The sequence below is a fragment of the Streptococcus mitis genome, assembly GCF_000722765.2.
Lineage (GTDB): Bacteria > Bacillota > Bacilli > Lactobacillales > Streptococcaceae > Streptococcus > Streptococcus mitis_AQ.
Genome location: NZ_CP028415.1, coordinates 705,375 through 719,816 on the forward strand (window position 1 = coordinate 705,375; position 14,442 = coordinate 719,816).

The 14,442-nt window shown below is 39.3% G+C and carries 15 protein-coding genes; 9 read left to right on the plus strand and 6 right to left on the minus strand.

What is annotated here, in order from left to right:
* Positions 1-33: 33 nt before the first annotated feature.
* From SK637_RS03875 to ezrA, 3 genes are all read left to right on the plus strand, one after another.
* Positions 34-597, plus strand: coding sequence for an HAD family hydrolase (locus tag SK637_RS03875; protein WP_004239328.1), 564 nt, complete (start codon positions 34-36; stop codon positions 595-597).
* A 14-nt stretch (positions 598-611) separates the two neighbouring features.
* A complete protein-coding gene (gene gyrB, locus SK637_RS03880; RefSeq protein WP_033688619.1) occupies positions 612-2,558 on the plus strand; it encodes a DNA topoisomerase (ATP-hydrolyzing) subunit B in 1,947 nt (648 codons plus the stop codon).
* Between the two features lie 81 nt (positions 2,559-2,639).
* Positions 2,640-4,367, plus strand: a complete 1,728-nt coding sequence (ezrA, locus tag SK637_RS03885) for a septation ring formation regulator EzrA (RefSeq protein ID WP_000016768.1) — start codon at positions 2,640-2,642, stop codon at positions 4,365-4,367.
* A gap of 45 nt (positions 4,368-4,412) precedes the next feature.
* On the opposite strand, the gene SK637_RS03890 is transcribed toward ezrA, so the two are convergent.
* From SK637_RS03890 to SK637_RS03910, 5 genes are all read right to left on the minus strand, one after another.
* Positions 4,413-5,045, minus strand: coding sequence for a GNAT family N-acetyltransferase (locus SK637_RS03890; RefSeq protein ID WP_000502302.1), 633 nt, complete (start codon positions 5,043-5,045; stop codon positions 4,413-4,415).
* Positions 5,046-5,180: 135 nt separating this feature from the next.
* Complete coding sequence (locus SK637_RS03895; protein ID WP_033688621.1) at positions 5,181-5,480, minus strand: DUF1827 family protein; 300 nt, start codon at positions 5,478-5,480, stop codon at positions 5,181-5,183.
* 58 nt (positions 5,481-5,538) lie between these two features.
* On the minus strand, positions 5,539-5,991 hold the full coding sequence (locus SK637_RS03900) for an NUDIX hydrolase (protein ID WP_000013084.1): 453 nt from the start codon (positions 5,989-5,991) through the stop codon (positions 5,539-5,541).
* Positions 5,992-6,120: 129 nt separating this feature from the next.
* Positions 6,121-8,379, minus strand: a complete 2,259-nt coding sequence (locus tag SK637_RS03905; RefSeq protein ID WP_033688622.1) for an ATP-dependent Clp protease ATP-binding subunit — start codon at positions 8,377-8,379, stop codon at positions 6,121-6,123.
* A 228-nt stretch (positions 8,380-8,607) separates the two neighbouring features.
* Positions 8,608-8,838: a DUF1797 family protein gene (locus tag SK637_RS03910; RefSeq protein ID WP_000443570.1), complete on the minus strand. Its 231-nt coding sequence runs from the start codon at positions 8,836-8,838 to the stop codon at positions 8,608-8,610.
* A gap of 190 nt (positions 8,839-9,028) precedes the next feature.
* On the opposite strand from SK637_RS03910, the gene SK637_RS03915 reads away from it, so the two are divergent.
* The 5 genes from SK637_RS03915 to SK637_RS03935 all read left to right on the plus strand — a co-directional run bounded on the left by SK637_RS03915 (position 9,029) and on the right by SK637_RS03935 (position 13,305).
* Positions 9,029-9,712, plus strand: coding sequence for an amino acid ABC transporter permease (locus SK637_RS03915; protein WP_033688624.1), 684 nt, complete (start codon positions 9,029-9,031; stop codon positions 9,710-9,712).
* Positions 9,712-10,446 (plus strand): amino acid ABC transporter ATP-binding protein, encoded by a 735-nt coding sequence (locus SK637_RS03920; protein WP_033688625.1) that lies wholly within the window; start codon positions 9,712-9,714, stop codon positions 10,444-10,446. Before SK637_RS03915 ends, SK637_RS03920 begins: the two co-directional genes overlap by 1 nt.
* Positions 10,447-10,623: 177 nt before the next feature.
* A complete protein-coding gene (locus tag SK637_RS03925; protein ID WP_033688627.1) occupies positions 10,624-11,481 on the plus strand; it encodes a bifunctional methylenetetrahydrofolate dehydrogenase/methenyltetrahydrofolate cyclohydrolase in 858 nt (285 codons plus the stop codon).
* Positions 11,482-11,618: 137 nt separating this feature from the next.
* Positions 11,619-12,440, plus strand: a complete 822-nt coding sequence (locus SK637_RS03930; protein ID WP_000601058.1) for a hypothetical protein — start codon at positions 11,619-11,621, stop codon at positions 12,438-12,440.
* Positions 12,441-12,453: 13 nt separating this feature from the next.
* The gene (locus tag SK637_RS03935; RefSeq protein ID WP_033688629.1) at positions 12,454-13,305 is read left to right on the plus strand and encodes an NAD(P)H-hydrate dehydratase; all 852 of its coding nucleotides are present in this window, start codon (positions 12,454-12,456) and stop codon (positions 13,303-13,305) included.
* Positions 13,306-13,329: 24 nt separating this feature from the next.
* Here SK637_RS03935 and SK637_RS03940 read toward each other — a convergent pair whose 3' ends face one another.
* A complete protein-coding gene (locus SK637_RS03940) occupies positions 13,330-13,515 on the minus strand; it encodes a hypothetical protein (RefSeq protein WP_001068557.1) in 186 nt (61 codons plus the stop codon).
* Between the two features lie 231 nt (positions 13,516-13,746).
* Here SK637_RS03940 and rpiA point away from each other — a divergent pair, with 231 nt between their 5' ends.
* Complete coding sequence (rpiA, locus tag SK637_RS03945; RefSeq protein ID WP_033688630.1) at positions 13,747-14,430, plus strand: ribose-5-phosphate isomerase RpiA; 684 nt, start codon at positions 13,747-13,749, stop codon at positions 14,428-14,430.
* Positions 14,431-14,442 lie beyond the last annotated feature (12 nt).

Below are 14,442 nucleotides of genomic sequence, written 5' to 3' on the forward strand. Positions count from 1 at the left end.
CTTTTTTCATAAAAAAATGCTATAATGAAGGGTATGAAATATCACGATTATATCTGGGATTTAGGTGGAACTTTACTGGATAATTACGAAACTTCAACAGCTGCATTTGTTGAAACATTGGCATTGTATGGCATCACACAAGACCATGACAGTGTCTATCAGGCTTTAAAGGTTTCTACTGATTTTGCGATTGAGACATTCGCTCCCAACTTAGAGAATTTTTTAGAAAAATACAAGGAAAATGAAGCCAGAGAGCTTGAACATCCGATTTTGTTTGATGGAGTTTCTGATTTATTGAAAGATATCTCCAATCAAGGTGGCCGTCATTTTTTGGTATCTCATCGTAATGATCAGGTCTTGGAAATTTTAGAAAAAACCTCTATAGCAGCTTATTTTACAGAAGTGGTGACTTCTAACTCAGGCTTTAAGAGAAAACCAGATCCTGAGTCCATGATTTATTTAAGAGAAAAGTATCAGATTAGCTCTGGTCTTGTTATTGGTGATCGACCAATTGATATCGAAGCCGGGCAAGCTGCAGGACTAGCTACCCACTTGTTTACCAGTATCGTGAATTTAAGACAAGTATTAGACATGTAAGAAAAAGGAAAAAGATGACAGAAGAAATCAAAAATCTGCAGGCACAAGATTATGATGCCAGTCAAATTCAAGTTTTAGAGGGCTTAGAGGCTGTTCGTATGCGTCCAGGGATGTATATCGGGTCAACCTCAAAAGAAGGTCTTCACCATCTAGTCTGGGAAATTGTTGATAACTCAATTGATGAGGCCTTGGCAGGATTTGCTAGCCATATTCAAGTCTTTATTGAGCCAGATGATTCGATTACAGTTGTTGATGATGGACGTGGGATCCCCGTCGATATTCAGGAAAAAACAGGTCGACCTGCCGTTGAGACTGTCTTTACTGTTCTTCACGCTGGAGGAAAGTTTGGCGGTGGCGGATATAAGGTCTCAGGTGGTCTTCACGGAGTGGGGTCCTCAGTAGTTAATGCCCTTTCAACTCAATTAGACGTTCATGTCCACAAAAATGGTAAGATTCATTACCAAGAATACCGTCGTGGTCATGTTGTTGCAGACCTTGAGGTGGTTGGAGATACGGATAAAACGGGAACAACAGTTCACTTCACACCGGACCCAGAAATCTTTACGGAAACAACAACCTTTGATTTTGATAAATTAAATAAACGGATTCAAGAGTTGGCCTTTCTAAATCGCGGTCTTCAAATCTCCATTACAGATAAGCGTGAAGGTTTGGAGCAAACCAAGCATTATCATTATGAAGGTGGGATTGCTAGTTACGTTGAATATATCAACGAGAACAAGGATGTTATCTTTGATACACCAATCTACACAGATGGTGAGATGGATGATATCACAGTCGAAGTAGCCATGCAGTACACAACGGGTTACCATGAAAATGTCATGAGTTTCGCCAATAATATTCATACCCATGAAGGTGGAACGCATGAACAAGGTTTCCGTACAGCCTTGACTCGTGTTATCAACGATTATGCTCGTAAAAATAAGTTACTGAAAGATAATGAAGATAATCTAACAGGGGAAGATGTCCGCGAAGGATTAACTGCAGTTATCTCAGTTAAACACCCAAATCCACAGTTTGAAGGACAGACCAAGACCAAATTGGGAAATAGCGAAGTGGTCAAGATTACCAATCGTCTCTTCAGCGATGCCTTTTCTGATTTCCTCATGGAAAATCCACAGATTGCCAAGAGAATTGTGGAAAAAGGAATTTTGGCCGCCAAAGCTCGTGTTGCTGCCAAGCGTGCGCGTGAAGTCACTCGTAAAAAATCTGGTTTGGAAATTTCCAACCTTCCAGGGAAACTAGCAGACTGTTCTTCTAACAATCCTACTGAAACAGAACTCTTCATCGTCGAAGGAGACTCAGCTGGTGGATCAGCAAAATCTGGTCGTAACCGTGAATTTCAAGCAATCCTTCCAATTCGCGGTAAGATTTTGAACGTTGAAAAGGCAAGTATGGATAAGATTCTAGCTAACGAAGAAATTCGTAGTCTTTTCACAGCGATGGGAACAGGATTTGGTGCAGAATTTGATGTTTCAAAAGCTCGTTACCAAAAACTTGTTTTGATGACCGATGCCGATGTCGATGGAGCCCACATTCGTACTCTTCTTTTAACCTTGATTTATCGTTATATGAAACCAATTCTAGAAGCTGGTTATGTCTATATTGCCCAACCACCAATCTATGGAGTCAAGGTTGGAAGTGAGATTAAAGAATATATCCAGCCAGGAGCAGACCAAGAAATCAAACTCCAAGAAGCCTTAGCCCGCCACAGTGAAGGTCGTGCCAAACCAACTATTCAGAGGTATAAAGGTCTGGGTGAAATGGACGATCATCAGTTATGGGAAACAACAATGGATCCCGAGCATCGCTTGATGGCTAGAGTTTCTGTGGATGACGCAGCTGAGGCAGATAAAATCTTTGATATGTTGATGGGGGATCGAGTAGAGCCTCGTCGTGAATTTATCGAAGAAAATGCCGTCTATAGTACACTTGATGTCTAAAAAATCGGGAGAAGTAGTTCCCTTGGTCAAAAAAATATGATATAATCATTACGATTGTTTCAAGTAAAAAAGGAGTTTAATATGTCTGGTAGACTAGTATTTTATCTTGCAATTGCAGTTGCAGTTTTCTTAGTGATTGCCTATGCTATCGCAATCTACGTACGAAAACGCAATGAAAGTAAATTAGCAATTTTAGAAGAGAAAAAAGAAGAGCTGTACAATCTTCCAGTAAACGATGAAGTTGAAGCTGTAAAAAACATGCATTTAATTGGACAAAGTCAAGTGACTTTCCGTGAATGGAACCAAAAATGGGTTGACCTATCTCTTAACTCTTTTGCTGATATTGAAAATAATCTTTTTGAAGCAGAAGGCTATAACAACTCATTCCGTTTTTTCAAGGCAAGTCATCAAATCGACCAAATCGAGAGTCAAATTACCTTGATTGAAGAAGATATTGCGGCAATTCGTAATGCTTTGGCAGATTTGGAGAAACAAGAGTCTAAAAATAGTGGACGTGTTCTTCATACCTTGGACTTGTTTGAAGAGTTGCAACACCGAGTGGCTGATCATTCTGAAGAATATGGCCAAGGTTTATCAGAAATCGAAAAACAATTGGAAAATATCCAATCAGAGTTTTCTCAGTTTGTTACTTTGAACACTTCAGGTGACCCAGTAGAAGCTGCTGTGATTTTGGATAATGCTGAAAATCATATCTTGGCTTTGAGTCACATAGTTGATCGCCTGCCAGCGATTGAAAAAACATTATCTAAAGAGCTACCTGATCAATTGGAAGATTTGGAGGATGGTTACCGTAAACTTTTAGATGCTAATTATCATTTTGCTGAAACGGATATTGAATCTCGCTTCCAATTGCTTTATGAAGCTTTAAAGAAAAACCACGAAAATATTGCACAATTAGAGTTGGATAATGCTGAGTATGAAAATACTCAAGTTCAAGAAGAAATCAATGCACTCTATGATATCTTTACACGAGAAATCGCAGCTCAAAAAGTAGTAGAAGGCTTAGTTGCAACCCTTCCTACATATTTGAAACACATGAAAGATAGTAATGCTGTTTTAGTGGAAGATATTCAACGATTGAGTAACAATTACCTACTATCTGAAACGGATGTTAGTCATGTTCATAGATTACAAGCTGAGTTAGAATCTTTAGAAGAATCTGTATTGGAATTAACTTCTGAACAAGAGGAACATTCTGAGCCTTATTCATTGCTTGAAGATCGTTTGGAAAACTTACAAGCGACTTTGAAGGAAATTGAAGATGAACAAGTTTCGGTTAGTCAACGTCTTGCTCAGATTGAAAAAGATGATATTAATGCTCGCCAGAAGGCAAATGTTTATGTTAATCGTCTTCACACAATTAAGAGATATATGGAAAAACGTAATCTTCCAGGTATTCCTCAGAATTTCTTACAGTTGTTCTTTACAGCAAGTAACCATACCGAAGAGTTGATGGCTGAACTAGAAGAAGCTCGGGTCAATATCGAAGCTGTGAACCGGATGCTTGAAATTACAACCAATGATATGGAAGCACTTGAAGAAGAAACCTATAATATTGTTCAATATGCAACGTTGACAGAACAATTGCTACAGTATTCGAACCGTTACCGCTCATTTGATGAACGAATTCAAGAAGCTTTTAATGAATCATTAGAAATTTTTGAAAAAGAATTTGATTATCATGCTTCATTTGATAAGATTTCGCAAGCTTTGGAAGTTGCAGAACCAGGTGTAACCAACCGTTTTGTCACTTCATACGAAAAAACACGTGAGACGATTCGTTTCTAACATAATAAAAAGATTTGGTTCTGTGATAAGCAGCATCAAATCTTTTTATTTATTTATTGTTTTTAAAAATACCCAGTTACCAATTGATTTTAATCCGTATTCTAAGTCCATATAGTCCAGTAATACATAATCGTTTTTTTCGTAGAATGAGGCATTTCTAGCTGTACTAGTTATGAGTCCCAAGTGTTTACAGCCTTTTGATTTGACATAAGGTTCAATCCCTTGTGTCAGAAAAGTACTGCCTATTCCCTGTCCCTTACTTGCTGTATTGACAGCTAAGGCCATCAAATACCAATCAAACTCTCCAAATTCTTCTAAATGTTTTTTGGAACGTTTTACAAAGTCAAAGTATTTAAGGAGATTTTGTGGTCGAATGTAGCGAAAAATGTTTGTTCCTCCATTTCGTAGATAGGATAGTATACAGAAATCTTTTTGTTGCAAAAGGGCGACTGCAAGTAAGTCTCCATCCTGTTCCGCAATTAAACAGTTTCCCTTCTTAATATAGACTCTAGTAAGCAGAATTTGCAATGTTTCTACAAAAGCAGGATAGGAGTCAGGTTTCTTCAAATCATCAGTTATAATCGTTAAAAAGGGATAGTCAAGAAAGGAATTGGCTAATAATTTTCCAATTTTTTCGCTTTCTTCAATTCTTGCCTCTCGATATATGATGTCTCCCATGCTTGTCTCCTTAATTATCTATAAAATCTTGTATGATAAGATCTCAAGATAAAAAATTGGAGATGATCCAAAAAGCAAGTTAGAACCTCGTTTTGTACTATAAGGTCCAAAAAGCTTTTTAAACTCTCCAATTTTTTATTTGATTGGAATCGAAATTCCAATTAATTTTTCTGAATAGAGGGTTTTGATATTGGCCTCATCAATAGAGTCCTTATCAATTTTACGTTTCAAGAAAAACTCTTGGATGGCTTCGATTTCAGTTTCTCGAATAGCACGGTGTTTGTTTGAGATGAGGATTTCATAGTGAAGCGGAGCATGGGTAAAAATAACATCTGTATTTCCAGCAGAATAGACCTCAACAAGGGTTGCATCTGTACTCTCTAGCTGGCTTTTTACAAGTTGCGAGTGTGAGTTTGTCGTATTGATAAGCTTCATAACATTTCCTCCGATTTTCTAATTCTATTATAGCACTTTTTGAATAAAGTAGCTTGATTTAGTCAATCTTATGCTGTTTTTTCCAAGATTGGATGGCCCATTTATGACTACCACGTTTGAGATTTTCAATAGCCTCGTCAATAGGGAACCAGGCAATATGATTAAAGTCCTCTAGTGGTTTTTGCACTTCTTTGAAAGAAGTCGCTTCATAGAGGTAGGCAGGATTGTAGTAGTAGGTGTCACGATGACGAGAATAGAAATATTCATCAGCTTGTCCGTAATAGGTACCAATTTCAGCTGTGAAGCCGAGCTCTTCAATCAATTCACGTTTTAGGGCTTCCTGATGGTTTTCACCTGCTTCAATTTCGCCACCTGGTAAGAACCAAGCACCATTGGGTGCTTGAACAAGAACAATTTGTTTTTGTTCTGCATCAGGGATAACTGCATATACGCCATAGCGTGAAACATAGTCTGTATTTGCTTTCTTTTCTCCGAAAGTTGGGTTTGCCATTTCATTTTCCTCATTATCTATTATCTTTATTATTATCTTAATGGACAAAGGCCAAGCTGTCAAGAATTTATAGTTATTCTAGTAAAAAAGAGCAGAAAATGTTCATTTTCTACTCCTTTTCTATAGGATTTATACTTCTTTTTCAGAAGTTTTTACTTCAGCTTTTTTGGCAGATTTGATTTGAATGTTGCCCTTGCTAGTCATCACTGCCTTTAGGTCTTTTTCGCTTGGATTTTCAAGGTAGTAGTCAGTGATTGCGTCCTCAATATAGTCTTGAATAGTACGACGAAGTGGGCGTGCTCCCATTTTTGGATCATAACCGAGGTCAACCAATTTTTCCTTGACCTTTTCAGTTACATCTAAATGAATGTTGTTGCTAGAAAGGCGCTTGTTAACGTCTGCAAGCATAAGTTCGACAATCTGAAGGAGGTTGTCCTTGCTGAGAGCCTTAAATTCGATAATACCATCAAAACGGTTCATAAACTCTGGGCTAAAAAAGTTACCGAGTTCACCAAGAACAGAGTTGGTACGTCCTTCGCGAGCTGCCCCAAATCCAACGCTGGCTTCTGCCTTACCTGTACCTGCATTTGAAGTCATGATGATGATGGCATCCTTGAAGCTAACGGTGCGTCCTTGCCCATCTGTCAAACGACCATCGTCTAAGACCTGGAGGAACATGTGCATAACATCTGGATGGGCTTTCTCTACTTCATCGAGAAGTATAAGAGAATATGGATTGCGGCGAACTTTTTCAGTTAATTGCCCAGCCTCATCATAGCCAACATAACCTGGAGGGGCACCGACCAACTTAGCCACACTGTGTTTTTCCATATATTCACTCATGTCAAAGCGAATCATACTGTCAGCAGAACCAAAGAGTTCGATAGCTAGTTGTTTGGAAAGTTCTGTCTTACCGACGCCAGTTGGTCCGACGAAGAGGAAGCTTCCAATTGGACGGTTAGGCGTACCGAGACCGACACGATTCCGGCGAATAGCCTTGGCAATCTTATCGACAGCATCGTCTTGTCCAATAACATGAGACTTGAGGTCTTCTGCTAGATGGATAAGTTGAGATTGTTCTTTCTCTTTCAAATCACCAACAGGGATATTGGTTTTCTGCTCGATAATATGCTCAATGGTTTTTTCACTGATGATAGGAGTATCCTGGTCTGTGACCTTTTTCTTTTGCATTTCCTTATACTTGGCAATCTGGTCACGGAAGTAGGCGGCCTTCTCAAAATCTTCTTCTCGTGTAGCTTGAGATTTAAGATTTTCAGCCTCAATCAAGCGCTGATCGATTACTTTAGGATCCACAAAATTCAAGGTCAAGTTCATTTTAGAACCAGCTTCATCCAGGAGGTCGATGGCTTTGTCTGGTAAGAAGCGATCTTGGATGTAGCGATTGGAAAGAGTTGCAGCTGCTTCGATAGCAGCATCGGTATACTGAACGTGGTGGTAGTCTTCGTATTTCTTTTGAATGCCTTTGAGGATAGTAATTGTTTCCTCCACTGTTGGTTCATCGACCTTAACAGGTTGCATACGACGCTCTAAGGCAGCATCCTTTTCAATGATACGGTATTCATTGAGGGTAGTAGCACCGACCAATTGCAGTTCCCCACGAGCAAGGGCGGGCTTGAGGATATTTCCTGCATCCATATTGCCATCGCCTGCAGAACCAGCACCGACAATTTCATGGATTTCATCGATAAAGAGGATGATGTCCTCACGTTTTCGAATTTCTTCCATGAGTTTTTGCATGCGTTCTTCAAATTGTCCACGGATACCCGTTCCTTGAACCAAGCTAACTACATCTAGACGGATGACTTGTTTACCTTGGAGTTTATGTGGAACATCGCCATCAACGATTTTCTGAGCTAGACCTTCGACAACGGCAGTTTTTCCGACACCTGGTTCACCGATAAGAACAGGATTATTCTTTGTTCTGCGATTGAGAATCTCAATAACACGGATAATTTCATCGTCGCGCCCAATAACGGGGTCAATATCTCCACGACGGGCAATTTCAGTTACGTTGATACCAAATTCTTCCAGCAGGCCTTTTTCTTGGCTTGGAGGCGGAGTTTGAGCAGATTCACGATTTTGGGAACCATAACCGCCGTTTCCACCGTAACCTCCACCTGATTGGGTTGGAGGAGTCGGAGGAGTATTGCTAGAAGGTCTAAAATTGTTTAGGTCATTGAAGAAATCACCAAAGGGATCAAAGTCACGATTATTCAGATCCGTCATACCTTTAAAGAGGCTATTGTTAGGATCTGTCTTGATAATCTTATAGCAGTTTTGACAGAGGTCAATTTGTTTTTGCTTTCCATTGAGATTGGTATAAAGATGAATTGTTGAGTCATTGATTTTACAGTTTTGACAAAGCATACATCTACCTCATTTCTTTCTTTAGCCTGACCTGTCCAAAGGTCAATAATAGTCAAATTTCTATACTCTCATTATAACAGGATTGGGGTGTAAAGCAAGTAAAAAGATTGCAGCTTTGAGAAGTTGTTACAATGAAAATTTTTGTGAATTTGGACTAAAAAAATCCTATTTGTGAGACAAAAAGGATTTTGGTTAGACATGCAGGGTGTAATCCCAGCTTGTTTTGTATTAGTAAAGGAGTTCGTAAATCTCCATTGCAATCAAGTCAATGCTGTCAAACGTATAAGTTTCGCGAGCTTCGACATCACGAAGGGTAAAGATTGAGCCGTTTTCTTCGTCGTGGCTGTATGCAACTTCTGCAACAACAACTCCTTCGCGTTCAAAATTACGTTTTAAATTTCCGCCGTCTTTTGCCATTGCTTCAAGGCGGTTGATGATTCTAACCAAATGTGATTCCATTTTGATTCTCCTTCATTTCTTATCGTTACTATTTTACCATAAAGGAGGCAAACTTGCCTAGAAAAAACTAAGATTTCTCGCTAATTCTACCAGCTTAAAGTTTTTTTGAATAAATTAGACAAAAGATTTGAATTTTAATTCAAATTATGTTATAATCATACAGTATTCTATTTTAGAAAGCAGTGTGACTATGAATTTTTCTTTTTTACCTAAGTATTTACCTTATTTTAACTATGGGGCTGTCGTGACGGTTCTCATTTCTATCTGTGTAGTCTTTTTAGGAACCATTTTGGGTGTTGTCTTGGCTTTTGGGCAACGTTCAAAACTTAAACCTCTTGTCTGGCTCGCCAACTTGTACGTTTGGATTTTCCGCGGGACACCGATGATGGTTCAGATTATGATTGCCTTTGCTCTTATGCATATCAATGCTCCGACTATTCAGGTTGGGATTTTGGGTGTTGATCTTTCTCGTCTGATTCCAGGGATTTTGATTATTTCTATGAACAGTGGTGCCTATGTTTCTGAGACTGTTCGTGCAGGAATAAATGCGGTTCCTAAGGGGCAGTTAGAGGCAGCTTATTCTTTAGGGATTCGTCCTAAAAATGCGATGCGCTATGTGATTTTGCCACAAGCTATCAAAAATATCTTGCCAGCATTGGGAAACGAATTTATCACCATTATCAAGGATAGTTCCCTTTTATCAGCTATCGGTGTTATGGAGTTATGGAATGGGGCTACAACAGTTTCTACAACAACCTATCTACCTCTGACACCACTTTTATTTGCAGCCTTTTATTACTTGATTATGACTTCTATTTTGACAGTAGCCTTGAAAGCTTTTGAAAAACGTATGGGACAAGGAGATAAAAAATAATGGCAGAAACCTTGATAAAAATCGAAAATTTACATAAATCCTTTGGCAAGAATGAAGTATTGAAGGGCATCAACCTTGAGATTAAAAGAGGAGAAGTTGTCGTTATCATCGGTCCTTCAGGGAGCGGAAAATCTACCTTGCTTCGCTCTATGAATTTGTTGGAAGAAGCGACCAAGGGGAAGGTTATCTTTGAAGGAGTCGATATTACGGACAAGAAGAATGACCTGTTTGCCATGCGTGAGAAGATGGGGATGGTTTTCCAACAATTTAACCTCTTTCCTAATATGACTGTGATGGAAAATATCACCTTGTCTCCTATCAAGACCAAAGGTGAAAGTAAGGAAGTTGCTGAGAAGAGAGCCCAAGAGCTTTTAGAAAAAGTTGGTTTGCCAGATAAGGCAGACGCTTACCCACAGAGTTTGTCAGGTGGCCAGCAACAGCGGATTGCCATCGCGCGTGGTTTAGCTATGGAACCTGATGTTTTGCTCTTTGACGAGCCAACTTCAGCCCTGGACCCTGAGATGGTTGGAGAAGTTCTGGCTGTTATGCAAGACCTAGCCAAGTCAGGAATGACCATGGTTATCGTAACACATGAGATGGGGTTTGCCCGTGAGGTTGCAGACCGTGTCATCTTTATGGCAGACGGTGTGGTTGTTGAAGATGGAACACCTGAACAGATTTTTGAACAAACCCAAGAACAACGGACTAAAGACTTCTTGAGTAAGGTTTTATAAGTTAGCTTTGTTTAGCTATTTGTAGCCAACTTTACATATAAAATATAGATTAATGAAAAGCTCGACTCGAGCTTTTTCTTATAGTTTGAAACTATAGGATAGCCTAGGAAAGAAGTGTTAGAGGGGACCAACAGTTTTTGGTATAATGGAAGATATTTGAAAGAAAAGAGAAGTGATATGACACAGATTATTGATGGGAAGGCTCTAGCAGCTAAGTTACAAGGACAGCTGACTGAAAAGACTGAAATATTAAAGGAGGAAACGGGGCTAGTACCTGGTTTGGTAGTGATTTTGGTTGGGAACAACCCTGCCAGCCAAGTCTACGTTCGTAACAAGGAGAGGTCAGCCCTTGCGGCTGGATTTCGTAGTGAAGTTGTGCGAGTTCCAGATACCATTAGTCAAGCTGAATTGTTAGACTTGATTGCCAAATACAATCAAGATTCAGCTTGGCATGGGATATTGGTCCAGTTACCATTACCAAAACATATTGATGAAGAGGCAGTTTTGTTGGCCATTGACCCAGAAAAGGATGTGGATGGTTTCCATCCCTTAAACATGGGGCGTCTCTGGTCTGGTCATCCAGTTATGATTCCATCAACACCTGCAGGAATTATGGAAATGTTCCATGAATACGGGATTGACTTGGAAGGTAAAAATGCGGTCGTCATCGGTCGTTCCAATATCGTTGGAAAACCCATGGCTCAGCTTCTTTTGGCCAAGAATGCAACAGTGACTTTGACCCATTCACGTACTCATAATCTTGCCAAGGTAGCTGCTAAAGCAGATATTCTTGTAGTAGCAATCGGTCGTGCCAAATTTGTGACTCCTGATTTTGTGAAATCAGGTGCGGTAGTCATTGACGTTGGGATGAATCGTGATGAAAATGGTAAGCTCTGTGGGGATGTGGATTATGAGGCAGTTGCCCCACTTGCTAGCCATATTACGCCAGTTCCTGGAGGTGTCGGTCCTATGACCATTACTATGCTGATGGAGCAAACTTATCAAGCAGCACTCCGGACATTGGATAGAAAATAAGAGAAAAATTTTCTGAGGAAAGTGTATTTTCTATAGCTATATCTAAAATGGCAGAAATGAATATTAAATTTTAGAAATAAGTTTATAAAAGGAGGTATGCGCCTCCTTTTTGTTGTATAATGGAGTGAGGTGATTAGATGATTTTAAAAATTTATAATGGGGAATATAGTTTACAATGGGATGGAATATACTACTTAGCACTAATTGATTATCCAAATATTCAAGAGTGGGAATTAGAAAAAATTGCTAAATTTATAGCTTACGAAAAACTTCATAAACGTCAAACAAGTATTGAGTGTGCTGATTCTTGTTTAAAAAAAGAAATTTTAGATTACATCTGTCAGCATCCCTTTCTGCCACCATTTACTCCTACAGATAAAAGAGTAGCCTCGACTTATGACCTACATAAGAGGTTAGTGACTTCAGACTACTGTAGTCATACTACGACTATAGATGCAGCGATTTCTATTTTTAAAACTGGTCGTCTTTTATCTGCTGTGAAAGCCTTTGGGCGAGATGCTGAGGAGTTGGTTTTGGATAGTCGAAATGCTGCATCTGATCCGATAGATTATTTTGACTATGTCATGTTAGGGTGGTCAAATACAAGTTCTGGTTATCGATTGGCGATGGAGCGTTTATTAGGTCGAGCTCCTTCAGAGAAAGAATTACAAGACAAGTTTATTCCTGGAGTAAGTTTTCATTTTATCTATACAGATTTGATTAAAGTTCCTGGTTATATTTTTGATGGTTACCATGCTGTAAAAATTAAGGACATGCTTAATTTATTAAGTGAGTTGTATATTTGCATTATTCCAACTCATAATAAGAGCCAATTTGAAAATATTATTCCAACCAAAATACAAGATAGGGTGTATTATCTTGACTATGCTGGAGAAGACTTAGAAGAGTGGACTAAGAAAGTCTATCAAGTTGTTTTAAAACAATCAGATAAAGGATAGTTGAGGAAAAACGATGAGAGTGATTGAGCAAGCATTATTAGAAAAAGTCATTATTGAACGTTCTCGTACCAGTCATAAAGGAGACTATGGTCGTTTGCTGTTGCTGGGTGGGACTTATCCTTATGGTGGTGCTATCATCATGGCTGCTTTGGCAGCTGTTAAAAGTGGAGCTGGTTTGGTGACTGTTGGAACAGATAGGGGAAATATCCCAGCTTTGCACAGTCATTTACCTGAGGCTATGGCCTTTTCTCTTCAAGACCAGCAATTGTTAAAAGAGCAATTGGAGAAGGCAGAAGTTGTCTTGCTGGGGCCTGGTTTACGAGACGATACTTTTGGAGAAAATCTTGTAAAACAGGTCTTTGCTAGCTTAAAAAAGAATCAGATTTTGATTGTAGACGGAGGGGCCTTAACCATTCTTGATAGGACAAGTTTGTCGTTTCCATCTAACCAGCTTATCCTAACTCCCCACCAAAAAGAATGGGAAAAGCTGTCTGGTATTGCTATTGAAAAGCAAAACGAAGATACAACATCTAGTGCCCTGACTTCTTTCCCTCAAGGCATAATTTTGGTGGAGAAAGGTCCAACTACTCGTATTTGGCAAGTTGGTCAATCTGATTTTTACCAGTTACAGGTTGGCGGTCCCTATCAGGCGACTGGTGGTATGGGAGATACACTGGCTGGAATGATTGCAGGATTTGCAGGCCAATTTCGACAGTCCAGTCTCTACGAACGTGTGGCAGTAGCAACCCATCTTCATTCAGCCATAGCCCAAGAACTAGCTCAAGAAAATTATGTGGTCTTGCCGACGGAAATCAGCTCTTATCTTCCCAAAAAAATGAAAAAAATATCTCAAAAAGGCACCTGATTGTTTCAGGCGCCTTTATATCTTTTAGAAAAATCCTTTAATCTTTCCAACGAGGCCATCTAGACCTTCAGAACCAGAAATCAACTGCTGAGCTTGAGAGAAGTATTCTCCAAGTTGGTCTTGATTTTCTGCAACAAATGTTTTTGCAGCTTCGAAATCTTTTGTTTCGATTAATTCTTTTACTTGGTTAAATAAATCTAATGGGTTCATTCTATTTCTCCTTTTCTGTACTTAACTATTTAATCATCTTTATGATAAAAAATCAACGGTTGTTGCTTTTGGCTAGAACCTGTTTTTATCTACAAGTTCTCATAACTAAGATTCTAACTACCCAAACAAGGTAGACATAAAAATAAAAATGTTCGGATTTTTCTAGTGTATCCATGAAATAAAAACGGATACATGTTATAATAAAAATAGCTCTTTAATGGAGGTGTTTGAGTGGAAAATCTGAAGAAAATGGCAGGTATCAAAGCTGCTGAGTTTGTCAAGGATGGCATGGTAGTTGGACTCGGTACTGGTTCTACTGCCTACTATTTCGTAGAAGAAATCGGTCGTCGGATCAAGGAAGAAGGGTTACAGATTACAGCTGTAACGACTTCTAGTGTGACTAGTAAACAGGCTGAAGGGCTTAATATCCCACTCAGGTCTATTGACCAAGTAGACTTTGTCGATGTGACAGTCGACGGGGCGGATGAAGTGGATAGTCAGTTTAATGGAATCAAAGGAGGTGGTGGTGCCCTCTTGATGGAGAAGGTTGTTGCAACGCCCTCAAAAGACTACATTTGGGTAGTGGATGAAAGCAAACTGGTCGAGAAACTGGGTGCTTTTAAATTGCCAGTAGAAGTGGTTCAGTATGGCGCAGAACAAGTCTTTCGTCGTTTTGAGCGAGCTGGCTACAAACCAAGTTTCCGTGAAAAAGACGGCCAACGTTTTGTGACCGATATGCAGAACTTTATCATTGACCTTGCCTTGGATGTCATCGAGGATCCAATTGCCTTTGGCCAAGAATTGGACCATGTCGTTGGTGTCGTGGAGCACGGCTTATTCAACCAAATGGTGGATAAGGTCATCGTTGCTGGACGAGACGGGGTTCAGATTTTAACTTCAACAAAAGCAAACTAATCAACATACATA

Coding starts and splice junctions, on each gene's coding strand:
- SK637_RS03875 (WP_004239328.1), top strand. CDS start 34: ATGAAATATCACGATTATATCTGGGATTTAGGTGGAACTTTACTGGAT.
- gyrB (WP_033688619.1), top strand. CDS start 612: ATGACAGAAGAAATCAAAAATCTGCAGGCACAAGATTATGATGCCAGT.
- ezrA (WP_000016768.1), top strand. CDS start 2,640: ATGTCTGGTAGACTAGTATTTTATCTTGCAATTGCAGTTGCAGTTTTC.
- SK637_RS03890 (WP_000502302.1), bottom strand. CDS start 5,045: ATGGGAGACATCATATATCGAGAGGCAAGAATTGAAGAAAGCGAAAAA.
- SK637_RS03895 (WP_033688621.1), bottom strand. CDS start 5,480: ATGAAGCTTATCAATACGACAAACTCACACTCGCAACTTGTAAAAAGC.
- SK637_RS03900 (WP_000013084.1), bottom strand. CDS start 5,991: ATGGCAAACCCAACTTTCGGAGAAAAGAAAGCAAATACAGACTATGTT.
- SK637_RS03905 (WP_033688622.1), bottom strand. CDS start 8,379: ATGCTTTGTCAAAACTGTAAAATCAATGACTCAACAATTCATCTTTAT.
- SK637_RS03910 (WP_000443570.1), bottom strand. CDS start 8,838: ATGGAATCACATTTGGTTAGAATCATCAACCGCCTTGAAGCAATGGCA.
- SK637_RS03915 (WP_033688624.1), top strand. CDS start 9,029: ATGAATTTTTCTTTTTTACCTAAGTATTTACCTTATTTTAACTATGGG.
- SK637_RS03920 (WP_033688625.1), top strand. CDS start 9,712: ATGGCAGAAACCTTGATAAAAATCGAAAATTTACATAAATCCTTTGGC.
- SK637_RS03925 (WP_033688627.1), top strand. CDS start 10,624: ATGACACAGATTATTGATGGGAAGGCTCTAGCAGCTAAGTTACAAGGA.
- SK637_RS03930 (WP_000601058.1), top strand. CDS start 11,619: ATGATTTTAAAAATTTATAATGGGGAATATAGTTTACAATGGGATGGA.
- SK637_RS03935 (WP_033688629.1), top strand. CDS start 12,454: ATGAGAGTGATTGAGCAAGCATTATTAGAAAAAGTCATTATTGAACGT.
- SK637_RS03940 (WP_001068557.1), bottom strand. CDS start 13,515: ATGAACCCATTAGATTTATTTAACCAAGTAAAAGAATTAATCGAAACA.